Source organism: Clostridium oryzae, assembly GCF_002029235.1.
In the GTDB taxonomy this organism is placed as follows: domain Bacteria; phylum Bacillota; class Clostridia; order Clostridiales; family Clostridiaceae; genus Clostridium_AE; species Clostridium_AE oryzae.
In genome coordinates, this window is the sequence record NZ_MZGV01000054.1 from 1 (window position 1) to 26,818 (window position 26,818).

Here is a 26,818-nt window from a genome sequence, read left to right on the forward strand (position 1 = left end):
TGCCCTAATTGTGATGCAGATTTTTATTATTCAGGAGAAAAGAAAGTAGAAGAAGGTTCGTATTTAGTTGATGAGAACGAACCTTTTCCATTCTAAAACTCATAGTCCCCGGTAGGGGATTTTTTTATTCCCATCTTTTAAATAACAATGAAGCGTTATGCCCTCCGAAACCAAAGGAGTTACTAAGAGCGTATTTTATATCTGCTTCCATACCATTATTAGGCACATAATTCAAATCACATTCAGGGTCTGGTGTTTTATAGTTAATTGTAGGAGGTATAAATCCCTCTTTAACTGAATATGCAGATATTATAGCTTCAATAGCACCAGCAGCTCCGAGCAGATGACCAGTCATAGATTTTGTAGAACTTACTGGAAGCTTGTACGCATATTCACCGAATAAAGTTTTTATTGCTTGAGTTTCTGTTTTATCATTAATTTCTGTGGAAGTACCGTGGGCATTTATGTATCCAACTTCCTCAAGAGCTATTCCAGCATCATCTACGGCCATTTTCATGCAGCGCACAGCACCTTCACCATCAGGAGCTGGAGCGGTTATATGATAAGCATCAGCAGTACAGCCGTAGCCAACAACTTCAGCAACTATGTCAGCACCTCTTTCAAGTGCATGGTTAAGTTCTTCAAGAATAAGAATTCCTGATCCCTCACCCATTATAAATCCATCTCTATTCAAATCAAAAGGTCTGCTAGCCTCTGATGGGTCAGTGTTCCTAGTCATACTTCTATTAGCACAAAATCCAGCAAGTCCAAGTCTTGTCATGGAAGCTTCAGAACCTCCTGTAATCATTATGTCAGCATCTCCGCGTTGAATAACCTTAAATGCATCTCCTATGGAATTTGTAGATGTTGCGCAAGCAGTAACTGCACATTCAATAAAACCCTTTATTCCATATTTTATTGAAATAAGAGATGAAGCCATATTACAGATCATCATAGGAACAAAAAATGGACTTATTCTTGACGGACCCTTTTCATATAAAACTCTGTACTGATCTTCGATAGCTTCTATACCACCAACACCAGTACCTACAATAGTGCCTGTCCTTTCTAAATTTTCTTTATCTAAATCAAGTTTGGAATCTTTAATTGCCATTTCTGCGGCAATAAGTGCGAATTGTGTAAACCTGTCCATTCTTCTTACTTCTTTTTTATCGAGGTATTTAGATGGATCAAAATTCTTTATCTCGCCGCCAACCTTGGTTATCATATCAGATACATCTGTTCTTTCAATCAAGCTTATACCACTTATACCATTTTTTATGGATTGCCAAAATTCATTTGCGCCAATTCCAAGTGAGGTTACAGCTCCCATGCCTGTAATAACCACTCTTCTTTTCATTGAAATTCCTCCTATTTATCTAGATAAGTCCTTAATGTTTACTTTCAATATTGTAACATATATAATAGTTAAAAATGAACAATAATTGCTTTTTAGCGTTGAGGTGTTATAAATGGTAAGTAATATTAAAGATGCTGTTATTTGGTGTATCAATTATATAGAAGATAATCTTCACAACAAGCTTACACTAGATGATATATATGTAAACACTGGAATATCAAAATTTTATTTGTCGAGAATGTTTAAGAGCCTTACCGGTGAATCCGTTATGGAATATGTACAGGCAAGAAAGCTTACGTCAAGTATTGATGAGCTTGTTAATACAAATAAGAGAATAATTGATATAGCAATGGATTATGGGTTTGATTATGAACAATCATACATAAGAGCTTTTAAAAAGTTGTTCGGATGTACACCGCTAAAAGTAAGAGCACCTAAAAACTTTTTCGGGCTTGAGATTAAAGAAAAAATAAATCCTAGTGATTTATTATGCATAGATAATTCTATAACCTATAAGCCAAGGTTTGTATTTTTAAAAAATTTCTGCCTTGTAGGCGAGAAACACAAGATTATAAGCAGATTTGGTACCAAAGCAGCTAATAGCTTTGGAAGAGAATTTTTTTACAAGCATAAGAAAAAAATTAATAATATAGTTAACCCGGAAGCGTATTTTGGATATACAGATTGGAGCAACAGTAATAATGGATATATATATTACATGCCTTCCGTACAGGTTTCTGATTTATCCCAGGTACCTGATGGCATGACAGGAATAGAAATAAAAAGCAATAAATACGTAGTATTTAAATTTGTTGGCTTTTTCAATCCGAATGAGATAAGTGGAAAACACCTAGCGAGGCTTTTAGTACAGCTATATAGAAGGTGGATTGTCGACTCTGATTATGAATTCGCTGGAACGTATAGGCTAGAATACATTGATAACTCCATGTGTAAGGACAATTACTGTGAATTATACATATGTCAGCCTATAAAATAGAACTAACAAAGGTCGCGTTGAAAAGGTATACTGCCTATTCAACGTGGTCTTCTATTTGTATTAAGGAAATTATGGATAACTTTTAATTATAATCAGGTTATACCCCTAAAGAGTAAGAAAAATGGGAATTAAATAAGAAAACGGTACAGCATGTTTACGAAGAAGTTAAAAAGAAACAGTAAAATATTCTGAAGTTAATGAATTAAGATAGAAAGGTAATAGAATTAATAAAATAAAAGTATTATGTAAAAATTAAGAGTTAGGGCATTAAAAATGGTTACATCCGACGGAGGCATTTGGAGTGAGTTTAGCAATTATCCGTGTCTTTTAGGCAAATTTCCGTTAAGATTAGGGCAGTGTTTGAGGCGCAGCCGAGTTTGCCCTAATTAGGAAATTTACATAAAATTTGTGCTACAAGTGCTTAATGAACGGATCAATCTCCATAGTGCCACAACATTTCATTTTTAACTGCTATTTTAAACTTAATTTTACATAGATGTAAACAAATCTTAATAAACAATAGATATAATCTATCATATAAAGTTTATGGAGGTAAATCTATGAAAAACAGAAATATTAAGCTTGCTTCTTTAGTTATACTTATTACATTGGCTGTGACAGGATGTGGAAGGGCGGAAGGCGATAAAAAGGTTATGGCAAAGTCACAAAAAAAGATTAAGATTGAGTATTGGCACGTTAACGCAGAAACACAAGGGGGAAATACTGTTGATAAGCTAGTTAAGGATTTCAATGGTAAGAGCAAAGATATAGAAGTAGTTTCTAAATATAACCCAGATATGTACAAAGGGCTTATGCAGAACCTTCAGGCAGAAGCCGCTGCGGGAAAAGCACCGGCACTAGTTCAGATAGGATGGGCCTTTTTAGACTACTTTTCCAATAACTTTAAATACGTAGAACCGCAGAAGGTAATAGATGAGAATTTTACTGAGGATAAGAATTTCTTAAAGGATAATTTTTTATCAAACATACTGTCACTTGCTAAGAATAGCTCTGGAGAGCAAGTAGGAATACCGTATTCGCTGAGTACACCTGTCCTTTACATCAATAAGGATTTGTTTAGAAAAGCCGGAGTAGATGAGAATGGACCCAAAACCTGGGAACAGGTAGTTGAGTTTTCAAATAAGATTAAAGAAAAGACGGGTAAATACGGTTTCTATCTTCAAGAACCGGAAGATAACTGGGCTACTGAAGCTTTGCTAGAAAGTAATGGAGCTAAGATGTTGACAGATGGAAAAGCTACATTTGCTTCAGAAGATGGAATAAAGGCATATCAGATTTATGCAGATATGATTGTAAAAACAAAATCTGCGCTCCATATATCCTGGGATGAAGGCGTAAAATCTTTTATCGATGGAAATGTTGGTATGCTATATACTACGATAGCTCAGAGGGAGAACATACAAAAATCAGCTAGTTTTGATGTGGCCGCCGTTAATTCACCTTCTTGGGAAGGAAAGCAAGCCCAACTGCCGGCAGGAGGATGCTTTTTAGCAATAACGGCTCAGAATAAGGCAGATCAGATAGCAGCTTGGAAGTTTGAAAAATATCTTTATAGTGTAAAGAGCATGGCAGAATGGACTAAGGGGACAGGTTATGTACCGCCTAGGAAGGACGTAGCTGATGATCCAGATGGGCTTAAAGATTTTCTTCAGCAAAATAAAATGATGGCAGCAGCAACAACTCAAATGGATAAAGTAGTTCCGTGGACATCTTTTCCCGGGGATGCAGGTTTGCAGGCAGAGCAAATATTGCTAGATACTAGAGATAAAATACTAGGAGGAAAAGTATCTGCTAGAAATGGGCTTGTGGATGCTCAGAATAAAATAAACGAATTGCTAGCAAAATAAGTCTTCTGCATCGATTTTATACTATTGGAGGATTGTCATGAAAGTAAAAAGTAAGAATAAAATTGGCAGTAAAAAGACAACAGTTTTTGCATATATGCTTATTTTACCATCACTTCTTGTGTTTGCTGTATTTATGTTTTATCCGCTGATAAGAACAATTTATCTTAGCTTTTTCTCCTGGAATATGATCAAACCCACAAAAGATTTTGTGGGCTTGAACAATTATATGCAGCTTTTTAAAGACCCTATAACCTATAAAATAATGGCTAATACAATGTTCTACATTGTCATATTATTAGTACTAAACTGGGTGGCCCCTTATATATTGTCCTTTATCCTTGCTGTAATAATTAAAAAAGGCAAAGGTTTCTATAAAAGTGCAATATTCTTACCTAGTGTGATCTCATTGGTAGTAGGTTCTATATTATATTTATGGATTCTTAATCCAATTTCCGGACCAGCTGCTATTTTAGCGAAAGCTTTGGGAATAACATTACCTATATGGAGTAAGACTGATGGACTGGTCATCGTTGTACTCAGTATAATAACCACATGGAAGGTATTTGGATATAATTTTATAGTTGTGCTTTCAGGAGTCATGGGGGTATCATCAGAAGTTATTGAAGCTGCGAAATTAGATAAGGTACCGATGCATAGAATCTTCATTGATATAGTACTGCCAATGAGTAGTGCTACAGGAATTTATGTTTTTATAATGACGGTAGTTCAAGGACTTCAATATGTATTTACACCTATAAAAGTCATTACACAAGGCGGTCCTAACTATGCCAGTTCTAATGCTATTTACAATTCATACCACGAAGCGTTTACGCTGTATAGAACTGGAAGAGCATCAGCTTTTGCAGTTGTAACAATGGCAATATTTATACTGCTGCTGATACTAGAATTTAAATATGTGGAGAGGAGCGTGTACTATGAAAACTAAACGTACTTCGGAGTTTAAATGGCACGTACTCCTTCTCATACTGATTTTTCTATCGCTGTTCCCTATAGTGTTTGCTATTTTAAGCTCCTTTAAAAATTTAGATGAGATATATAAAAATGGGTTTACGCTGCTGCCTAGACATCCAACTCTAAAGAATTATGCTGAAGTGTTTAAAAGGCTTCCATTTGCACAGATATCCTGTAATACCTTTATTATTGCTTCGACAGTAACAATATTTAAGACTTCTACAGCAATATTGGCAGCCTATGCTTTTGTATATTATGATTTCAAATATAAAAATTTGATATACTTTGTGATTATTAGCACTATTTTTGTACCATTTACAGTTACAATGATACCTAATTATCTTGTTATATCGAAATTAGGCTTGAGTGATAAATTGTTTGGGGTTATCTTGCCGCAGCTTAGCGATGCAACTGGCATCTTCTTAATAAGACAAGCCATGAGGACAATCCCATTTTCTTTAATAGAGGTAGCTGAGCTTGAGAATGTAAACCGCTTAAAAATAATGAGAGATATAGTAATACCTCTTGTAAAACCAGCCATCATATCTACTGGAATAATGTTTTTTATAAACTCATGGAATGAATATGTTTGGCCTGTACTTATATTAAAATCAAAAGAAAAATATACACTACCGCTGGCACTACAGCTTTTTATAAGTTCTGAAGGTGGAACGGACTTTACAATAGCTATGGCAGTATCGGTAATCACAATGATAATACCATTAATTCTATATATAATTTTTCAAAAATATATTATTGATACTTTTGCAGCATCTGGAATTAAGGGATAGGAGGGAAATAATGAAAGAGATAGTATTTAACAATGTATGTAAATTCTATGACAAAACTCAAGTCGTAAGTAATTTGAATATGAAGATAAATGAAGGCGAGAGATTGATACTTTTGGGTCCTTCAGGCTGCGGAAAATCTACAACGCTCAGAATGATAGCAGGACTTGAAGAAATAACTTCTGGTGAGCTGTATATGAATGAAAGGTGCGTTAATAGAGTGCCAAGTGGAGACAGAAATGTATCAATGGTTTTTCAAAATTATGCTCTTTTCCCGCATATGACGGTATCAGATAATATAACCTATGGCCTTAAAGTTCACAAAATTGATAAACACGAGATAGAAAACAGGCTAAAAACTGCTTTAGATATGCTCCATTTAAAAGGACTGGAAAATAGAAAACCTAAAGATTTATCGGGAGGCCAGCGCCAAAGAGTTGCACTGGCACGGGCTGTTGTTAAAAGAAGTGATTTCTTTTTGCTGGATGAACCTCTTTCCAACCTGGATGCACAGCTAAGAGGACATGCTAGAAAAGAATTGGTTAAAATTCATGAAATATATCATCAAACTTTCGTATATGTAACTCACGATCAAGTAGAAGCTATGACTATTGGTGACAGGATAGCACTTATGAGAGACGGTAAGCTGCAGATGATTGACACCCCTTCCAATGTATATAATAGACCAGCCAATATTTTTTCTGCTAAGTTTATTGGATCGCCGTCTACAAATATTTTATATGTAAACTACAGTGAAGGAAACATAATATTAGGACGACAAAAGCTGTTGCTGCCTGACATTTGGGCAAATAAGGTTAAGATAAGCAATATAGAAAACTTAGCCATAGGCATACGACCTGAACATGTAAAAATAAGTATGAGACCTGAGAAAAATAGCTATAAAGGTATAGTCAAATATATTGAAGATTATGGAAATAAGTTTGGTATATATTTTGAAATTGAGAAGAATGAAATCATTGCAATAATGGACGAAAATCAATTTAAGCCTGGTGATGAGGTGTATTTATCATTAGATTTTTCTAAGATTCATATATTTAATAGGGATACAACTGAGTCTATAGGGTATCCAGAGGAGGGATGATATGGATATTTATATCAGTACAAATATGTATGTACCTATGGAACTTGAAAATATTTTTTCATTAATGGAAAAACTTAAAGACTGTGATGTTGGCATAGAGCTTTTCGTAGAATGGCAGGATGAGAATTTTATAAAGGTTATTGAAAAGAACATGAATAAATTTAAACTTTATAAGAGTTCTCTGCATGGTCCTTATTACAGTACAGAACATTCAAAAAAAATAGGAACCAAGGAGTATGAGCTTTCAAAGAAATATTTTATTAAAACTTTGGAGCTTTCAAAAAAGTTAAATAGTAAACATATAGTATATCATCACAACAACTGTAAAGTGACACCAGGAAACAGAAAGGACATGCTAAAGCATTCAACAGATAATTTAATAGAACTTACCGAATTAGCTCACAAGTATGGAACTGATGTAGTTGTAGAAAATACTGGGACTGTATTTAATAACAATTTACTTTTTAATGAAACTCAATTTATTGAGATGGCTAAAAGTATAGAAAATAATATACTAATTGATATTGGACATGCATTCATTAATAGGTGGGATATGCATAGTGTGATTAAAAATTTAAATAATAAAATAACAGCATACCACCTCCATAATAATTATGGAACTGTGGACAGCCATAATAGGATAAAAGATGGAAGTTTAGATATAGATAAGTTTTTTGATCTGTATGAAAAGTACACACCTGCTGCTGATTTGATTGTTGAATATGGTAAAAACTGCAATAAGGACGAAGAAGGAATTGTGGAAGACATTAAAAATATTTTAGAATTACCAAGTCAATTATAATCTAATAAGGCAGCATTAGTTTTTTACGAAACGAGTTGTATTATATACAAGGGATTACTTTTATAGCTAGAAAAAAGTAATCCCTTATTTTATAATACTATATTGTAATTAAATCAATTATTTATACACATATAGCAGGACTCCATTAAAGAACATGCTTTTCGGAAAGTATTAGAATAAAAAAGCTGCTTAAAATAATATCAATATATATTTGTATAGGAGGACAAAATATTTTGAAAATATATGCATATGAGGTTCGTGAGGATGAGCAAGAGTATCTTGAAAAAATAGCAAAAAAGCTAAAGGTAGAAATTATGTACACTACTGATACGCTTAATATGGAGACTATCGATAATGCGTCTGCGTATGATGGAATAACAACATTAGGACAAAGCAAAATAAGTGATCAGGTTTTGGATGAACTAAAGAAAAGGAATATCCTATACTGTGCTACTCGCACTATTGGCTATAATCACATAGATATTAACCATGCAAAAGAGATTGGAATTAAGGTATGCAATGCTAATTATGATCCAAATGGTGTAGCTGATTACACAGTAATGTTGATTCTAATGTCTATTAGGCGCTATAAACAGGCATTGTGGAGAGGTCAGGTTAATGATTACTCTCTAATAGGGCTTCAAGGTAAAGAGATGAGAAATCTTACTATAGGAATTATTGGAACAGGTCGTATAGGAAATGCTGTAATCAAAAATCTGACTGGGTTTGGATGCAGAATTTTGGCTTATGATGCATTCCAAAACGATAAAACAAAGGAGTATGCTCAGTACGTAGGTTTAGATATTCTATATAAGGAAAGTGATGTAATTTCAATTCATACACCGCTGCTAGATAGTACCTATCATATGATAAATACAGATACGCTGGGAAAGATGAAGGACGGTGTAGTGCTTATAAATTGTGCAAGAGGGGAACTTATGGATAATAAAGCATTAATTTATGGAATTGAAAGTAAAAAAATAGGTGCGCTCGCGTTAGATGTTGTAGAGAGGGAAGAGGGAATCTATCATCACGATAGAAGAGTTGATATAATTAAAAATCAAGAAATGGCTTATTTACGTCAATTTCCTAATGTGATTATGACACAGCATATGGCCTTTTACACTGATGCTGCAGTAAAAAGCATGGTGGAATGCGCTGTTATTGGTCTTAATGACTTATTCGTTAAAGGAACCTGTAATACAGAAATAAAATAATCAACGTCTCCTTATGCAAGGAAAATTTACTCATTGCTAAATTGTGGTTGATTTCCATAAATATTCATAGTAATATAGTAGTATAAAATATACAACGCTATATTAGGAGGAAGTTTTTTATGGGAGATATACTTGAATGTTTGTGTAAGTTGAATTTTACCAGCCTTGAGGCAAAAATCTATATTACACTCTTAGAAAGAGGCAAGCAATCCGGGTATCAGATTGCAAAAAAGATTAATATGTCCAGACCTTCTGTTTATGCAGCACTTAATCATATGTACGAACAAGGTTCGGTTTTGCTTTTATCAGAGGATGTACAGATATATGAAGCGCAAAACCCTGTTATTTTGTTTAGTCAGTTAAAAAAGCAATTTTCTAAAAATGCTGACTTTGCTTTATCAAATCTTCAGCATCTATATGAAAATAAGCGAGAGGAACGATTCACAAACCTGAAAGGTTTTGATACTATAGTTGCAAATGTTAAAAGCCTTTTACAGTCGGCTGAAAAAGAGGTTTATATGAACACTGATTTTGATCTACAGCTTTTTTCTAAAGAATTTAAAACTTTGAGAGAAAGAAATGTCCGCATAGTTATTTTTTCTTTTTCGAAGTTGGACCATGATGGACTTGATATAGAGTTTTACACTCATAATGATCCTATTTGCGAAGAGCAACGCCCTTCGCGTATTATGCTTGTAGCAGATATTGATGTTACTATTGTGGCTGATAAAAGCCAAGGCAAAGATAACTGGTTTGGGACTATAACAAATAATGCACTTATGGTATCCATCATGGCTGAGCATATTCATAATGATATCTATCTTTTAAAATTGAAACAGAAGTATGGTAAAAATATTATGGATGATAAAATATTACTGGACACAATGTTGGAAAGGCGATGAGGTTTCATATGGTTAATCAAGTGTTTTTAAATAAAGATGTACGTCATAGTCTACTGACTATCGCTATTCCAATTTCCCTGCAAAGTCTTTTTCAGGCTTCTCTCAGCGTGATTGATCAAATTATGGTGGGTCAGTTGGGAACGAACAGCATAACCAGCATTGGTCTCGGATCAAAATTTCCTAACCTATTTCTAATAACATTAACGGCTATTGGAACAGCTGCATCTATTATGATTTCTCAATATTATGGCAGCGATAATCCCATAGGTGTAAATCGCGCTTTTATTGCTAATGGAATTTTAGCATTTCTGGTTACTGCATTCTTTTTTATTCCATCTGTTTTTATTCCTAAACAGATAATGAGTATGTATTCAAATGATGCTTCGGTAACACGATTAGGTGCTCAATATCTTTGTATAATTGCTATAGGATATATACCTATGCTATGTACCACGTTGATTTCTGCCATGATGCGTAATACTGGCTATGCTAAATTCCCAACTATAGCTAGTATTGTATCTGTTATCATAAATACGTTTCTTAATTATATTTTGATTTTCGGAAATTTTGGTGCACCAAAGCTCGGAGTTAGTGGTACTGCAATAGCAACAACCACTGCGCGAATGATAGAATGCTTGATTTTATTTGTACTTTTCTTTAAGTTACAGAAAAAAAGCAAATTTAGGATTCATTTTAATTGTACAGTAACTACAGAATTTAAAAAACAAACATTAGTTATTGCGATTCCAATTGTCATTAATGAATTTTTGTGGGGGTTAGGAGATACCTTATATGCTGTTATATATGGTCACATAGGCACAGGCGCAGCTGCTGCAATGACACTTACCTTTCCTATACAAAATCTTTCCATTGGGTTATTTACAGGTGTGTCAACGGCAGTTGCAATTATGACGGGAAATTATTTAGGAAAAAGTGAGAATAGACAAGCTTTATCAGTTTCATATGATTTTATTAAGCTGGGCGTGATGGGATCAGTTTGCTTTGGCGGTATTTTGTTTTTGTTAGCAAAAATCTATTCTAATCTCTTTAACGTGTCCGCGTCAACAAAGCACACTACTATTTTACTTCTTTGGGTATTTGCTGCGATTCTCTTTGTGAAGGTTTCGAATATGATTTTAGAGGGGGGTATTTTAAGAAGCGGTGGAAATACAAAATACACTTTATTCTTAGATATATTAGGTACCTGGGGAATAGGTATTCCGTTAGGTTTAATTACAGCTTTCTTTTTACATTTTTCTATAGTTTGGGTGTATTTTTTCATTTCACTAGAAGAAGTTGTTAGGTTAGTGCTGGCTGTCTTTATCTATAAATCGAAAAAGTGGATGAACAACATTACAAGTATTGTTTAGTAATTACGCATGTTTTTTGAACAATGTTAAGGATACACCCCTAAAGAGTAAAGAGAAAAGTGAAAGTGGGAATTCAGCTGCGTTGAATTCCTATGTGTATGAATAAATTATAGGTGCTGTTAAAAGATGTAACTATATAAAACCCGAAGTAATATGAAGATAGCTCTTAAGAAAATACTAGTAAATAAATAAACAAGAAAAATAATTTGGGAGAAGTAATATAGAAAATAATACTTTGTAAATGCATAGAGTCGGCATAGGGTAGGAAGTGGTTGGAGGAGGCATTTTCCAGCCGACGGAAATCACTTCCTACCCTTTTTACTCTGAAGCAGCCTTTAGTGCTTCTGACATAGATATCTTATTAACCTTTCTCTTACTTAATGCCTTTGAAAACTCATAGGTAATATATATTACAATAAAGCCGATGATAACAGATGAATAGTTCATTGTAATAGGAAAGCTTAGATTCATACTTGAGGTAGCAGATTTTATTAATGCAGTTATAGAGACTAGAAGCAGTGGTACTCCTAAGATATAACCAAGCACAACGATAAACGAAGAACTGTTCAGTATAAGAGAATATACTTCTTTCTTTCTATATCCAAGTACTTTCATAAGAGAAATAGAGTTTCTATTTTCCTCTATGATAAGTGAGGTCACTACATAGATTATCATTAGACCTATGACAAAAGCTAGAAAAGATATTCCTCCAACATAAGTTTGCAGAGGTTTAGTTAAAGAGTCGAAGGCCTTCTTAAAATCATTCATAGAGGTAGTATTTAAAAGTTTATTTTCATCTATATGCACTGGGGTTTTGCTCCAAAGTCCTAAATAGCTGTCCGTTGGATAATTGAGCATGGAATTGAAGTTAGTAAGAGGCATATAGATATATTCTCCTACGTAAGTATTGGCAACGCTATCGATTTTAATACTATATTTCTTAGAATCCAGTTTATTAATAGCATAAATTGTATCACCAGATTTTACCTGAAGCTTTTCTGCTAAAGGTTTTGTTATAATTACTTTGTTTGTAGATAAATTTTTATCAGTTTTATCCTTCAGAATTATATATTTTGAATCTTCGTTTATACCATATACAGTGAAATGTGTTTTAGCATCTGATTTTAATGCAAAAGAAGACACTGAAAATTTTTCACCTTGCGGAGGATTTCCTTGATTCAAGGAATTAAAAAGATATTGGTACTTATATTTATAAGTGTTTTCATAAGCTTCTTTCATCATAAAATCTATGGAGTTTTTCATTACAAAGCCCATTAGCAGCAGCATGGTTGCAAAGGAAACCCCTACAAGCAGAAATAGACTTCTAGGGACACTTCTTAATTGCTCTCTCATTTTAAACTTTGTTGAAAATTTAAATCTATCTAATTTCAAATACTTTTCTATAAAACCAACTTTATTTTTTCCCTTACCTCCACGCATTAAATCCAATGGTGAATACTTTAAAGCTCTGTTTATGATAAAATAACCGGATATCATAAGAAAAATTATCGGCAGCAGCAGGCTTATAAGCACATATAAGGCATTGAAATTTATTTCGGCTACAGGTATATTAAAGTATGATACCATAAGTTTAAGCATAGGAGTAAGTGTGACCGCACCAAGCAGCGTACCTATGATACCTCCAGCAATAGCTATTACCAGTGGATAGGCAAGATAATGCTTCATTATCTCCTTTTTCTTATATCCCAATGCATAAAGCGTACCGATAGATATAAATTCTTTTTTAAGCAGCCTCCACATAACTATTCCAGTCAATGTGCAGGTCAAAAGAAGGATAAATATTGGCAACGTGGAACTTACGCTGCTAATGCTGTCAATTTTAGCCGTAACGTAAGTGACTCTTGGATTTTCATCTATATTAGTCCATTTAAGAACTACTATGTTTTGTCCCTTAAGATACTTTTTAAACTCTGCTATTTTGTCATCTACTTTAGATTTGCTTCCCTTAAATTTTATTGCATAACTGGGACTTGCTGATTTTAAATCCCTAAAATCCTTTTTTGATATCACAGCTATTCCAAAATGTTTTGGATCATTAAGCAGATCGCTTTCTTGTTTTAGTGGATAGATATAGTCCGGGAGTGACATAAAACCGGATATGGTAAACTCTTTATGGTTAATTTTTATTGAATCGCCTATATGAATATTATTTACTGAAGCATAGGCAGGATCAATCATAATATTATCATCAGTCAAGGTTTTACCTTTAACTACAGCGGGAATATTGATTTTTGTGTTTTCGGTAAATACTCTTAGTGTTTTATTGTCTGATGTATTGTAATCAAAAGAACCTGTTTCTTCTATAACCATATTGAATTTTTTCTCTAGAGCAGCTACACCTGTAAGCTTTTTATCAGATATAAAGCTGGCATCTTCCTGAACATAATTTTTTTCAAAGGAAGATGTGAGAGTCTTCATATTGATGGCAAGCTGGTTAAACATTGTGTAGAGCATACAGCTTATAATGATCAGCATCAATGAGCCTAGGTATTGCGACTTACTTTCTAACATAGTTCTTTTTATTTTATGATTAATGACCATTACCACTCAATCCTTTCTGCAGACTGAACTATTTCGTTTGCTATGGCATCTGATATTTCACCATTTCTAACCTTGTATATCTCATTCGCCATACCACCTATGGCACTGTTATGAGTTATCATAAGTATAGTTGTACCATAGTCCTTATTTATCTGTTGGAGCAATTTTAATATTTCTATTGAAGTGCTGTAATCAAGAGCTCCTGTAGGTTCATCACACAGCAGCAGCTTTGGATTTTTAACTACAGCCCTTGCTATTGAAACTCTTTGCTGTTCGCCGCCGCTTAGTTCTTTAGGAAATCTATATTTTTTATTATCCATACCTACAGCCGTAAGAATTTCATCAGTGTTTAGCGGAGTCTTGCTTATATTGGATACAACTTCAATATTCTCGCCAACGGTAAGATTAGGAATCAAATTGTAGAATTGAAACACGAAGCCTATCTGCTCCCTTCTGTAATCTGTAAGAGCATTATCTGATAACTTTGTTATATCCGTTCCGTCTATACCTACATAACCTGAATCTGCTCGATCTATTCCGCCGATTATATTCATTAGCGTGGATTTTCCTGAACCAGAAGGACCAAGAATAACACCAACATGTCCTCTCTCAAGGTAAAAATCAACCCCTTTTAATACCTCAGTTTTAATTTCTCCTGTTTTATAACTTTTTTTCAAATTATCAATTTTAATAAACATAGTTTATACCCACTCTCATATTTGTATTATTTATAAAACGCTAATCTTTAGGAGCCATACCGTTTTTCATCAGTTCCAGCATAGCCTTAACTTCACTGTCTACTTTTTCAAAACTTTCATCTAGCATATCTTCTCCCCCTTCTCTGGCTCTGTTCAGCATATATTCTTTGAATTTAAGAGAAACACCTGTCATAAAAAGAGCAAGCAGCTTATCGTCCATATCTTTTCTTATGTGTCCATTCTCTTTACCACTTCTAATAAGTTTTAAAACATATTCATCAGAGGCCTTAAGCATATAGTCCATGGACTCGGTTGGTATATTTTTGTATTTACCAAGAAACACATCCTGAATAAAAATAACTAGATCTCTTTCATCATTTAATTGAGACCACATTTGCTTAGAACTGTAATAGAAGTGGTCAAACAAATTTACATTTTTATCAGTCCCCACATCCAAGCTTTTACCGTATTTGTCCATAAGCAGTTTAGCAGCCCATTCTATCGAAAATAAGAATAGCTCTTTCTTATTTTCGAAGTACTGATACATGCTGCCTTTAGCAGCTTCTGCATTTTTTGCAATAGTACCTATATTGGACTTTTCAAAACCATTATTTAAAAACTCTTTTATAGCAGATCTCATCACTTTTTCTTGTTTTTCATTGCTTAGATTAAAAAATGTTTCTTTGGGCAATTTATCACATCCTTTTATTGTATGACTCATGGGTCACATGACTCTGTAGTCACATTATATAATTTTTATTGATCCCAGTCAATATCCTTATGAAAACTATTAATGTTTTATAAATAGATTAAATGTTCAGAAGGGATAAAAACACAGCTTTTAAAATCAGCAGACAATAACCTATACGATAAAATGTACTGTAAAATAGAATAAATTTAGATATTAAAACGCATTCTATAGATAAGCAATACGAATACTCAGCATGCAAGTTGTGAGACATCGACCATCTATCATTTTTTTCAATTTAAATGCTGATAGTTAAGGTTGTTTATCTATAAATATATTAGGAGGAATGGAAATGTCTGATGAGGATATAAAAAATTCTTATAAGAATGCGGCGCAAACGATGAGAGGTGATAATACTACATTTGGTACTAAGTTAACCAATGAACATTCTAATGATCCGAATACTCATAAGGATATACATAACCGTATTAATGTTAACTATGACAGCATAGAAAAATCGCCTGGTATGGAGGAAGTACACAAATGGCAGAGGCAGCATGTGGATAAAGGCGATCAATCTAAAGAAAATTATCCTATGAATATAATCATAGATCCTGCTATGAGAGAGATGTATCAAGTCGTCCATAATTCGGGTATGACAAATGTATTTGACAGATTCAGTCAACAGCAGCCTATTCAATGTAAATTCTGTATTGAAGGTCTATCTTGCCAGCTTTGTGCAAATGGACCTTGCAGAATAAGCGAAAAGGTTCCAAGAGGAACCTGCGGTGTAGATGCTCATACAATGGTAGCAAGAAATTTTATGTATAGACATGTTACCATAGGTACCTCTGCAAATATATTTCACTGTCATCAGGCAGCAAGAACATTGAAAGCTGCAGGAGAACATCCTGAGAGCGGCTTGAAAATAAGAGATCCTGAAAAATTAAAGAAGTATGCTGATATGGCCGGATTAAATACCAGCCAGCCAATAGAACAATTAGCAGTACAGTTTGCAGATTGGGTAATGAATGATATTCATGCACCTTTTCATGTGGAGTCTAAAACTGTTGAAGCTTTTGCACCTACACAAAGGAAGGAATTATGGAGAAAACTTGGATTGTTTCCAGGAGGCGGTTACAGTGAAGTAGCTTTTGCACAAACTAGATGCATGACGAATTTTAATTCTGATCCGGTAGAATTTCTATTAAATGCAGTAAGACTAGGAGTAGCGAATGAATATCAAGGATTATTCCTTCTAGATATAATTCAAGAAATACTGATGGGTACACAAGAAATAGCTCAAAAGAAACAAAACATGGGACTATTAAAACAAGATATGATAAATATTGTAACTAATGGACATATGCCTTTATTGGCTCATGTCGCTATAGATTTAGCTTCCACTGACGAATGGCAGCAAAAAGCAAAAGATGCTGGCGCCTCTGGAATACAGGTTTTAGGTCATGTTTGTGAAGGTCAGCAATTGATGAATTATCAAGGAACACATAGTCAAAAAGGCTATGGAGGACAAGAAGGAGAATGGCTGTCTCAGGAATACCTCCTTGCAACTGGTGCTGTTGATTTATTTATGTTTGATTATAATTGTACTGTTGCAACTATGCCTTTATTTGCTAAGCGGTTTGGAACGAAGCTATTAAGTACTCATCCTGTAATAAAACTTCAAGGAACTGAAACTTTAGATTTTGTTCCTGAAAAGATGAAGGAGCAGGCCGAAAAAGCTCTAGATAAAGCAATAGAAGCTTTTAAAGAAAGAAAATCGCAAAACAGGAAAGTCTATATTCCACCACATGTTTCAGATTGTACGGTTGGGTTCAGTACTGAATCTATAAGAAATGCTCTTGGAGGAAGTTTTGACCCGTTAATTGAACAAATTGCCAACGGAAATATAAGAGGTATAGCTACTATAGTTGGATGTACTACTGCAAGGTATGGTCAGGGTGGCAGCAACATATTTAAGATAACAAGAGGATTAATTAAAAACAATATTCTTGTACTTTCCGGAGGTTGTACATCATCTGTTATGGAATATACGGGTTTAACAAATCCTCAGGCTGCAGAAGAGTGCGGAGAAGGTTTGAAAGCTGTATGCAAGCAGTTAGGCATCCCTCCAGTATTGTCTTATGGAGCTTGTGTAGATATTGGAAAGATGACTCATACAGCAAAAGAACTAGCAGATGCATTAAAGGTTGATACTAATAAACTGCCTCTAGTTATTGGTGCTCCTGAATATCTTGAACAGAAGGCTGTAGCAGATGCTTGTACTGCTGTAGCTTTAGGCTGGTTAGTTCATGTTGCACCAGTTCCGTCTATTACTGGAAGCGATGTGGTAGTAAAAACTCTTACTGAAACCACTGAAAGCCTCGGATTAGGTAAAGTTGTTGTTGAGCTCGATGCAGAAAAAACTGTTCAGATATATGTTGACCATATAGAAAAGAAACGTAAAGAATTAGGATTAAATTAATTAAGGATTACAGAAATTTATTTATCATAGCAAAAGCAATTGGGATTAGAACTATATATTCTTAGTCCCAGTTGCTTTTGTATTTTTTCACCCTTTGGGAATTTATATATTTTGGCAATTGCTATCAAATTTTATGTAAATTTTCGTTAAGATTTGGGTAGTGTTTGAGGCGTAGCCGAGTTTGCTCAAATTAGAAAATTTGCATAAAATTTGTGTTACAAGTGCTTAATGAACGGATCAATCTTCGTAGTTCCACAATATTTCTTTTTTTATAAAAATTTAAGAATTTAATTAGTGATAGTTAAGATATAGCATGTACAATTGATTTATGCTCTAAAGAGAACAAATTAGTTTATTCAGGGGGAATATATAGATGAAAAAGAAAATAATCGCACTAGTTATATCTGCAGCTGTTATAGCATCATTGGTAGGTTTAACTGTCATGACAAAAAATAAAAATAAATATCAGCAAGTAAAGACTACAACCGTTTCTCGAGGCGATATTGATGTATATCTTTCTACCACAGCAGCAATTAAATCGCAAAGTACAAAAGAATATTATGGACCTCAGGCTAAAGTTAAAAAGGTGAAAGTTGAAGTTGGAGACAAGGTTACAAAGGGGGATGTTTTAGCTACTTTTGAATCGCAGGACTTAGAAACTCCAGTAGAACAAGCCCGAATTCAGTATAATAATGCATTATTGCAGAAGCAAGAATTAGTAGAACAAAATAATAAGGTTAAGAGCAATATAAGCGATTTAAACAGTAAAATAGATAAAATAAATAGTCAAATTAAGCAGATTGATAATAATATAAACAAATTAAAGCAGTTGAAAAATCCTGCAAGTGCGACACAAATTGAACAGCTTAATGGACAGAAAAGTACTTTGACTTCTCAAAAGGCAACTCTAGTTCAGCAAAAGGATTCATTAAGTACAGTGTCTGATGTAAAATTTCAAGAGGCGGATAATGCAATAAAGCTTAACAAACTTAGTCTTGATACCGCAAAGAAAAATCTTGCAAGTGGCATTAAGAATATAATTGCCAACAGAAGCGGGGTAGTAACACAGATAAATATAGTTGAAGGTGGCATATCAACTTCTCAGCAGGCAGCTATTGTTGTTCAAAATTTGGATAATCTGAAGGCAGTTCTTTCAGTTAGTCGATATGATGCAGCAAAGGTAAGGCTTCATCAGAAAGCTGTAATAAGCAATTCTGATGAAAACTACTCTGGTAGAGTTTCATATATTGCGCCTACTGCAGAAACTTCAAAATCAATAAATGCAGATGATGCTACGTTAGAAGTGGATGTAAAAGTTACTGATAAAAAACCTGATTTAAAAGTAGGATTTCAAGCCGATGTGGATATACTTCTAAACAAAGCGGAAAATGTAATTAAGATTCCTGTAGAGTGTGTTAAGACTGATAAAACAGGTAAGAGTGTAGTTTATGTGGTTGAAAATAAAAAAGCAGTAGAGCGAGAAGTGAAGGTAGGAGTTAAATCTGATACTGATGCAGAGGTTCAGGGAATAAAGGTAGGGGAAAAAGTTATTCTTAACCCTACAGACTTAATTAAAAATGGAACTTTTGTAAAGTAGGTGATAGAAATGAATGAAATTAATGTTGTAGAGGTTAAAGATATTGTTAAGATATACAATACTGGAGAGGTAAAATATGAAGCGCTTAAGGGTATAAACCTTAGTATTTCAAAAGGTGAATTTACTTCTATCATGGGTACTTCAGGTTCTGGAAAATCTACATTTATGAATATACTGGGATGCCTTGATAAAATGAATGAGGGACAGTATATGTTAAATGGAAAAGATATATCCAAGCTTACTGATAAAGAATTAGCAAGTATTAGAAATAAAGAGATAGGTTTTGTTTTTCAAGCATTTAACCTTTTACCAAAGATGTCCATACTGGAAAATGTTGAGCTCCCAATGGTTTACGCCGGAGTTTCAGCTAAAAACAGAAGAAAAAGAGCCATGGAAGCGTTAGAAAAAGTAGGATTGCGTGATTGGGTAAATCATAAATCTACTGAGATATCAGGAGGCCAAAAGCAGAGAGTAGCTATTGCTAGAGCTATAGTGAATGAGCCTTCCATAATTATGGCTGATGAACCAACAGGAAACCTAGACTCAAAGTCTACAGTTGATATAATAAAAATTTTCCAACAACTAAATGACGATGGTGCTACTATTATAATGGTAACCCATGAACCAGATGTGGCTATGCATACTAAGAGAATAGTAAGGTTCAAAGATGGGGAGATAGTTGAAGATAAGATTGTAGAAAATAGGATCAGATTATAAGGAGTGTGAAACATAATGAATTTTATTGAAAATTTTAATATGGCCGTAGAGAGTATCCGGTCAAACAAAATGCGCTCCTTTCTTACGATGCTGGGAATAATTATAGGAGTAAGCTCTGTTATCACAATTATTGGGCTAGGCAGCGGAGGTAAAAACAGTATTACTGATCAATTTGCAAAGATGGGTACTAATAATATAACTATAACTGTGGATGCAACAAAAGCGGTAAATAGTGATTATATTACGTTAAAGGATATTCAAACTATTAGTGACAAAGTTGATACTGTAAAATATATAAGTCCTTCACTGCAGCAACAAGGAAAAGTATCTACTGAAGATAACTCAAGGCAGGCGAGTATTGCTGGAACAAATGAGCAATATAATCAGATAAATAACTTAACAATAAATAAAGGCAGATTTTTTAATGAAGATGATGTACTAAGCGCAAAATCTGTAGGACTTATAGACGAAAGTTCAGCTAAAGTCTTATTTAACGGCCAAGATGCTATCGGCAAAAGCATTAAAATATTTTCTGGTAATTTGAGTAAGAGTGTTACGATAATTGGAATATTAGACTCTCAGTTTATGAACAAGCAGCGTGAAATTGCATCTGTAATAATTCCTGTTACTACCTTTCAAACTATATTCACTGATTCAACAAACATTTCCTCCTTAACTATTACAGCTATGTCTAAGGAAGACAGTGATTTGGCTTCACAAAGTACGCTGAATATATTAAAGAGCAGGCATAATAACGGAGATAAAGATGTATACAAAGCTGAAAGCATGATGAATATGCTGTCACAAGTAGACAAGATACTTGGTACGTTTACTTCGTTTATTGCAGCAGTAGCAGGAATATCATTATTGGTAGGAGGCATTGGAGTAATGAATATAATGCTTGTGTCTGTCACTGAACGAACAAGAGAAATAGGAATAAGAAAAGCTATAGGGGCTACTACAAATACGATACTTATTCAGTTTTTGACAGAATCTTCTATAATCTCGTTAATTGGAGGACTTATTGGTATGATAATAGGATATATTGCCGCACAATTAATCGGATTAGCTGCAGGTATAACACCATCTATTTCTATTGGAGTGGTAATGGGAGTAATTCTATTTTCATCAGCAATAGGAATATTCTTTGGAATTTACCCAGCAAGAAAAGCTGCAAATCTGAATCCAATTGATGCATTAAGATATGAATAAAAGTTTATGATAATATGGAGGACGTGAAATAATGTATATTAAGAAACGTTTGGGATTCTCCTATGCAGCTATGTTGATTATTCCATTTATTGTTATTTTATTTTCCAATATGGTACTATTTATGTATATTGCACAAAATACATCCAATAATTCTACTGCCAGAATAATATTTAGCAAGGTGAATTTTTTCAATGACATCCTTAAATCTAATAGTACATTTTCGCGAAAGGTGAATAATCAGATACTGAAAAATCCTGATGGGCTATTGCAAAAGGGGTATATTTACGATCTGGAAAAAAGTGTAAACAGAAGTTATTCAGCAATTGTAATAAGAAAAGATGATGACATAGTTTACTCCTCCAAAGATATAAAAAGTAAACTTAACAAAATTGCATTACCGAAGTTTGGTACAAATGCTGTAACTTACGCTAATACTGATAAACACAGCATAAAGACAATGATTCTAAATCAACAGGATTTCTACTTAAAAGATGGCAGCAAGGGCACTATATTCTACATATTAAATCCTGCTAAAACCAACCAGTATATCAGAAGAAATGTGTTTTTTATTGGAATATATATATTAATAATAATTGCTCTAACTAATGGAATACTATCTTATGCAGTATCAAGAAGTATTATTAAGCCATTAAATATTCTCGGTCATGCCGCTAATGAAATAAAACAGGGAAATTTGGATTACCAAATAAAGAAACGCTCACAGGATGAAATAGGAGAAGTGTGTGATTCTTTTGAAGAAATGAGACTTAGATTAAAAAAATCATTAGAGCTTCAGCAGCATTATGAAGATAACAGAAAGGAACTTTTGTCGAACATATCCCACGATTTAAGAACTCCAATAACATCGATAAAAGGGTATATAGAAGGAATAAGAGATGGTGTAGCCGATACACCGCAGAAGATGAATAAATATATTGATACTATCTATAATAAGGCGACCTATATGGATAATCTTATAGAAGATTTGTTCCTATTTTCAAAATTAGATTTAAACAGATTACCATTTCATTTTCAGAACATCAACATTGTGGATTTTATAAATGACTATTTCGAGGAAATGAGTTTTGATTTAGATAAAAATAGTATAGAATTAAAATTAGATATACCTAAAAAGAATATAGTGGTCAACGCAGATGTACAGAAAATAAGAAGAGTATTTATGAACCTTATTGAGAATTCAATAAAATATAGAAGCGGTGACAAGCTTAAAATAAATATAAAGCTTTACGATTACGAAAATGAAGTTGCAATTAAAGTAAGTGACAATGGCAGAGGAATATCCAAAGATGCATTACCTTATATATTTGATAGGTTTTACAGACAAGATGCTTCAAGAGACACTACCACTGGAGGAAGCGGACTTGGACTTGCTATTGTAAAGAAAATAATAGATGAACATAATGGAAGGATATGGGCTGAGAGTGAAGCAGGTTGTGGAACGAATATGTTTTTCACGCTATTAAAGGAGTAGGGGGGATCCTTGTTGAGTAAAATACTTATAATTGAAGATGATATCAGCATAGCCGAGTTGGAACGGGACTATTTAGAGATAAATGGCTTTCAGGTTGATATTGAGAACAGCGGAGATAAAGGGTTAAATAAAGCTATTAGTCAGAAATATGATCTAGTTATTTTGGATTTAATGCTTCCGAATATGGACGGCTTTGCAGTATGCAGAAAAATAAGAGATGAAAAAGATATTCCGATACTGATGGTGTCTGCCAAAAAAGAAGATATAGACAAAATAAGAGGGTTGGGTTTAGGGGCAGATGATTATGTAACTAAGCCCTTTAGCCCTAATGAACTGGTTGCAAGAGTGAAGGCACATATATCTAGGTATAGAAGATTAGTTTCAAACAGTGAAAGAAATGTGAAGGATATAATAGCGATAGGTGGCATATCTATAAATAAAACATCAAGAAAAGTATATGTAAATGAGCGGGAAGTAGAGTTTACTTCTAAAGAATTTGATTTGCTGCTGTTATTTGTCAGTAATCCCGATAGGGTATTTTCAAAGAATGAATTATTTGAGAGAATATGGGGGATGGACTCGTTAGGTGATATAGCTACTGTAACAGTGCATATAAGAAAGCTTAGAGAGAAGATAGAATTTGACCCATCTAATCCTCAATATATTGAAACTGTATGGGGAGTAGGCTACAGATTTACTGCATAATAGTATATATTAATGTAACGTTGATATTATGTATTATGTAACTATATATTCTGAAATATATATAAGCCAAGTAGAAAAATTGAAAAATTAGTGCTTGTCTCATATTGAATCATTCATGAGTTAATGTTACTATATAAGTGATAAATATAAATTAGCAAAAGGGAGATTTTTATGAGTGGAGTCATTCTTAACTAAGTAATTTAATAACTAAGTCTTTAAAAATTTCTAAAAAACCTGTGTTGAATCAGGTTTATTTGTGATAGATTTTTTAAGGACTTGTATCTTAGGTAAGAACACGGATTCACATTCTTTTCATCCATATAGATAAACAGCTTAAACTGGTTATTTAGGTTTATATTGTTTATTAATAAAAATACCGTGCGTCTGCACGGTATTTTTGTCTTGTAATATAAATAAAGTACGAACTAAATGCTCTAGACGGAATCGTTAAGAGAAAGTGCATTAAATAGAAGCTTAATGAGGAATTATAAATGAGGAATTGTGGATGAAATTCTGCTGCGCAGAATTTCTACAATTTGATTTTAATCATTCATTCATCATTAATATAAAGCATACACTAACTACTAAATATTATCCTCATTTAATTTACTTTCTTAGTTCGCAATTTATTTAAAAGCTGATGAATTTAAGACTGCAGGTGATATCTTATTACCTGCGGTCTTTTTATTTATCTTCAGAAGAATGGGATACTCATAAAAACTTCAATTAAAGATTGGGAGGAATCAAAATTGAATATTAAAACTATTGAATTATTAGAATATGATAGAATAAAAGAAAATTTAAAGAGTTATGCGATATCAGATCTAGCTAAAGAGATGATAGATAAGTTAGAACCTTATGTGGATATGAAGTTTATTGGAAAATGTATGAATGAAACTACAGAAGCCAGAACTATAGCTAACATTAGTTCAAGTATTCCTATACACGGACTTAATGGGATAAAGAATGTTAAAGAAAAACTGCAAAAATGTATGGTACTGTCCCCAGAAGATTTAGATGTGATAGCTGGGCTATTGGGTGATACAGAAAGGCTTAAAAGGTTTATGGAAAGTAAGGAATCAGCTGCGCCTGTAATAAGTCAATATGCTAGGTCCTTTTATGTACTTGATGATTTAAGAGAAGAAATCATAAGGTGTATAGCTTATGGAAGGGTGGACGATAAGGCAAGTTCAAAGCTATCAAAGATAAGAAAAAAATAGTTATTCTTGAGGATAGAATTAAAAGTAAATTAGATAGCGTACTGAAAAATGAAAGATACAAAGGTTATATTCAGGATAGTGTCGTAAGTCAAAGAAACGGCAGATATGTTATACCTGTAAGAAGTCAGTACAAAAAGGATGTCGATGGAGAGATTCATGATAAATCAGGCAGTGGATCTACTGTTTTTATTGAGCCGGCAGAAGTGAAAAAAGCTCAGGATGAACTGAATATGTGGAAGCTTGAAGAGGAGAAGGAGGTCTATGTGATTTTATCAACGTTGACCAATATGGTTGCTGAGTATATCAGGGAATTGAATATAGATATAGAAGCTATGGCTTATTATGATTTTCTGTTTGCAAAGGGCAGATACAGTAAGTCTATAGACGGGAGAAGTGTATCTTTCAATTCTAAAAGCTATATAGACATTAAGCAGGGAAAGCATCCTCTGCTTGGAAGAAATGCAGTACCACTTGATTTTACGTCCGGAGACAAATACAGAGCAGTAGTTATTACAGGACCAAACACTGGAGGAAAAACAGTAGCTTTAAAGACAGTTGGTCTGCTTACCATGATGGCACAATCAGGACTCCATGTACCTGTAGAGCAAAACAGTGAATTTGCAGTCTTTGCTGATATTCTAGTAGATATCGGAGATGGTCAGAGCATAGAACAGAATTTAAGCACATTTTCTTCACATATAAAAAATGTTATAAACATTCTAAATTGTGCTGATAACCATACTCTTGTTATTGTAGATGAAATAGGTTCAGGCACTGATCCAGAAGAAGGTATGGGAATTGCAATAGCAGTACTCGAACAGCTATATGATAAGGGGGCAGCTATATTAGCAACAACTCATTATAGTGAAATTAAGGATTTTGCCAGGAATCATGAAGGCTTTATTAATGGTTCTATGGAATTTGATATAAATACGCTGAAACCATTATATAAGCTTAATATAGGTAAAGCAGGCGAAAGCAATGCATTTTTAATAGCTTTGAAATTAGGAATGAATAGAAATATCATAGAGAGAGCTCATGAAGTAACGTATAAGGAGAAAAAGGATTATTCTCAATACAAATGGGAGGATAAACTAAAAGAAAATTACCAGGAAGTGGAAATTCATAAACAGAAGACCGCTGAGTTTAAAGAAGCAAAAAAGAAGAATGCAGCTATAGAGAGGACTAAGGCAAAATCTAAATTTAATCTTGGTGACTGCGTATATATAAGCTTTATGAACAGGACAGGAGTAATTTGTGAAACCGAAAATTCAAAGGGAGAGTATGGAGTTATGGTAATGAAGAAGAAGCTTAAGATAAACCAAAAGAGACTTTCACTTTATATTTCAGGAGAAGAAATGTATCCAGAGGATTATGATTTTGATATCGTGTTTGAATCAAAACAAAACAGAAAAAATAAAAAGATATTAAGTAAGAGGCATGAGGAGGGAGTTGAAGTAATCATAAGCAAAGGTGATAGCAGGTAAATTACAATATAAATAAATTGCGAACCAACGATGGGGGTATGACCTACTGGTCATTGCGCCCTTCGGGTTCTGTAAATTAAATAGCTGTTAATTATTTAATGTATCTTTTAAATATAAACTAAGTGCTATTGGATAAACGTTATTCTATGGAATAACAATTTTTTAATTTCTTCGAAGAAAACTAAAGTGCATCGCTAATTTTTTAGAAAGATAAAAAAACATCTTTTTAATTTGGAAATTGCTAAAACTAATATCCATTTTAATAGAGATAACCTTAAAAAGCTATTTAAGCAGGACAGGTCTTGGCTTCGAAGACCTGCTTCTTCGTAGAGCCCTGTCACGATTAATAGGCTTTTAAGTAGTTGGATTATTAAAAGAAAGTTAATTATAACAGTTTCCATATTGAAGAGAAGCCTTTAACTCTCTTTATAATTAAGATCACACTTAATAATCTACGAAGAAAAATTAAAGATACAACTTCATCAAATAACGTCTGTAAAATTAACGTGTAGAAATTTTAGAGACGGTACTTTAAAACTAGCAATCTATATAATTTACAGAGCCCGCAGGGAGCGTT

General features: G+C 33.6%; 21 protein-coding genes. 17 read left to right on the forward strand and 4 right to left on the reverse strand.

The window, feature by feature from the left end; genetic code table 11:
* Window positions 1–124 precede the first annotated feature (124 nt).
* Window positions 125–1,360 carry a beta-ketoacyl-ACP synthase II gene (gene fabF, locus CLORY_RS17645; protein ID WP_079426926.1) on the reverse strand — a complete coding sequence of 412 codons (1,236 nt, stop codon included), beginning with the start codon at window positions 1,358–1,360 and terminating at the stop codon, window positions 125–127.
* A gap of 112 nt (window positions 1,361–1,472) precedes the next feature.
* Between fabF and CLORY_RS17650 the strand changes: the two genes are divergently transcribed.
* The 9 genes from CLORY_RS17650 to CLORY_RS17690 all read left to right on the forward strand — a co-directional run bounded on the left by CLORY_RS17650 (window position 1,473) and on the right by CLORY_RS17690 (window position 11,378).
* Window positions 1,473–2,357 carry an AraC family transcriptional regulator gene (locus CLORY_RS17650; RefSeq protein ID WP_079426929.1) on the forward strand — a complete coding sequence of 295 codons (885 nt, stop codon included), beginning with the start codon at window positions 1,473–1,475 and terminating at the stop codon, window positions 2,355–2,357.
* Between the two features lie 560 nt (window positions 2,358–2,917).
* Window positions 2,918–4,225: an ABC transporter substrate-binding protein gene (locus CLORY_RS17655; protein ID WP_079426931.1), complete on the forward strand. Its 1,308-nt coding sequence runs from the start codon at window positions 2,918–2,920 to the stop codon at window positions 4,223–4,225.
* Between the two features lie 37 nt (window positions 4,226–4,262).
* Window positions 4,263–5,171, forward strand: a complete 909-nt coding sequence (locus tag CLORY_RS17660) for a carbohydrate ABC transporter permease (RefSeq protein ID WP_079426933.1) — start codon at window positions 4,263–4,265, stop codon at window positions 5,169–5,171.
* Window positions 5,161–5,988: a carbohydrate ABC transporter permease gene (locus CLORY_RS17665; protein ID WP_079426935.1), complete on the forward strand. Its 828-nt coding sequence runs from the start codon at window positions 5,161–5,163 to the stop codon at window positions 5,986–5,988. Before CLORY_RS17660 ends, CLORY_RS17665 begins: the two co-directional genes overlap by 11 nt.
* A gap of 10 nt (window positions 5,989–5,998) precedes the next feature.
* Window positions 5,999–7,087, forward strand: a complete 1,089-nt coding sequence (locus CLORY_RS17670) for an ABC transporter ATP-binding protein (RefSeq protein WP_079426937.1) — start codon at window positions 5,999–6,001, stop codon at window positions 7,085–7,087.
* 1 nt (window position 7,088) lies between these two features.
* A complete protein-coding gene (locus tag CLORY_RS17675; RefSeq protein ID WP_079426939.1) occupies window positions 7,089–7,889 on the forward strand; it encodes a sugar phosphate isomerase/epimerase family protein in 801 nt (266 codons plus the stop codon).
* 233 nt (window positions 7,890–8,122) lie between these two features.
* Window positions 8,123–9,106: a D-isomer specific 2-hydroxyacid dehydrogenase family protein gene (locus tag CLORY_RS17680; RefSeq protein WP_079426941.1), complete on the forward strand. Its 984-nt coding sequence runs from the start codon at window positions 8,123–8,125 to the stop codon at window positions 9,104–9,106.
* Window positions 9,107–9,225: 119 nt separating this feature from the next.
* A complete protein-coding gene (locus CLORY_RS17685; protein ID WP_079426943.1) occupies window positions 9,226–10,008 on the forward strand; it encodes a TrmB family transcriptional regulator in 783 nt (260 codons plus the stop codon).
* Between the two features lie 8 nt (window positions 10,009–10,016).
* A complete protein-coding gene (locus CLORY_RS17690) occupies window positions 10,017–11,378 on the forward strand; it encodes an MATE family efflux transporter (RefSeq protein ID WP_079426945.1) in 1,362 nt (453 codons plus the stop codon).
* A gap of 318 nt (window positions 11,379–11,696) precedes the next feature.
* On the opposite strand, the gene CLORY_RS17695 is transcribed toward CLORY_RS17690, so the two are convergent.
* The 3 genes from CLORY_RS17695 to CLORY_RS17705 are packed head-to-tail and all read right to left on the reverse strand — an operon-like array spanning window position 11,697 to window position 15,329.
* On the reverse strand, window positions 11,697–13,940 hold the full coding sequence (locus CLORY_RS17695; protein ID WP_079426947.1) for an ABC transporter permease: 2,244 nt from the start codon (window positions 13,938–13,940) through the stop codon (window positions 11,697–11,699).
* Window positions 13,940–14,638, reverse strand: a complete 699-nt coding sequence (locus CLORY_RS17700) for an ABC transporter ATP-binding protein (RefSeq protein ID WP_079426949.1) — start codon at window positions 14,636–14,638, stop codon at window positions 13,940–13,942. Before CLORY_RS17700 ends, CLORY_RS17695 begins: the two co-directional genes overlap by 1 nt.
* 40 nt (window positions 14,639–14,678) lie before the next feature.
* Window positions 14,679–15,329 (reverse strand): TetR/AcrR family transcriptional regulator, encoded by a 651-nt coding sequence (locus tag CLORY_RS17705; RefSeq protein WP_079426952.1) that lies wholly within the window; start codon window positions 15,327–15,329, stop codon window positions 14,679–14,681.
* 349 nt (window positions 15,330–15,678) lie between these two features.
* Between CLORY_RS17705 and cooS the strand changes: the two genes are divergently transcribed.
* From cooS to CLORY_RS17745, 8 genes are all read left to right on the forward strand, one after another.
* Window positions 15,679–17,811 (forward strand): anaerobic carbon-monoxide dehydrogenase catalytic subunit, encoded by a 2,133-nt coding sequence (gene cooS, locus CLORY_RS17710; protein ID WP_079426954.1) that lies wholly within the window; start codon window positions 15,679–15,681, stop codon window positions 17,809–17,811.
* Between the two features lie 373 nt (window positions 17,812–18,184).
* On the forward strand, window positions 18,185–19,408 hold the full coding sequence (locus tag CLORY_RS17715) for an efflux RND transporter periplasmic adaptor subunit (RefSeq protein WP_079426956.1): 1,224 nt from the start codon (window positions 18,185–18,187) through the stop codon (window positions 19,406–19,408).
* A gap of 9 nt (window positions 19,409–19,417) precedes the next feature.
* A complete protein-coding gene (locus CLORY_RS17720) occupies window positions 19,418–20,125 on the forward strand; it encodes an ABC transporter ATP-binding protein (RefSeq protein ID WP_079426957.1) in 708 nt (235 codons plus the stop codon).
* A 15-nt stretch (window positions 20,126–20,140) separates the two neighbouring features.
* The gene (locus CLORY_RS17725) at window positions 20,141–21,337 is read left to right on the forward strand and encodes an ABC transporter permease (protein WP_079426959.1); all 1,197 of its coding nucleotides are present in this window, start codon (window positions 20,141–20,143) and stop codon (window positions 21,335–21,337) included.
* Between the two features lie 31 nt (window positions 21,338–21,368).
* Window positions 21,369–22,829 carry a sensor histidine kinase gene (locus tag CLORY_RS17730; RefSeq protein WP_079426961.1) on the forward strand — a complete coding sequence of 487 codons (1,461 nt, stop codon included), beginning with the start codon at window positions 21,369–21,371 and terminating at the stop codon, window positions 22,827–22,829.
* A 12-nt stretch (window positions 22,830–22,841) separates the two neighbouring features.
* Complete coding sequence (locus CLORY_RS17735; RefSeq protein ID WP_079426963.1) at window positions 22,842–23,534, forward strand: response regulator transcription factor; 693 nt, start codon at window positions 22,842–22,844, stop codon at window positions 23,532–23,534.
* Window positions 23,535–24,283: 749 nt separating this feature from the next.
* Window positions 24,284–24,754, forward strand: coding sequence for a hypothetical protein (locus CLORY_RS17740; protein WP_079426965.1), 471 nt, complete (start codon window positions 24,284–24,286; stop codon window positions 24,752–24,754).
* Between the two features lie 41 nt (window positions 24,755–24,795).
* Entirely contained in the window at window positions 24,796–26,241 is a 1,446-nt protein-coding gene (locus CLORY_RS17745; protein ID WP_423236529.1) for an endonuclease MutS2, read from the forward strand.
* The last annotated feature ends 577 nt before the right edge of the window (window positions 26,242–26,818 follow it).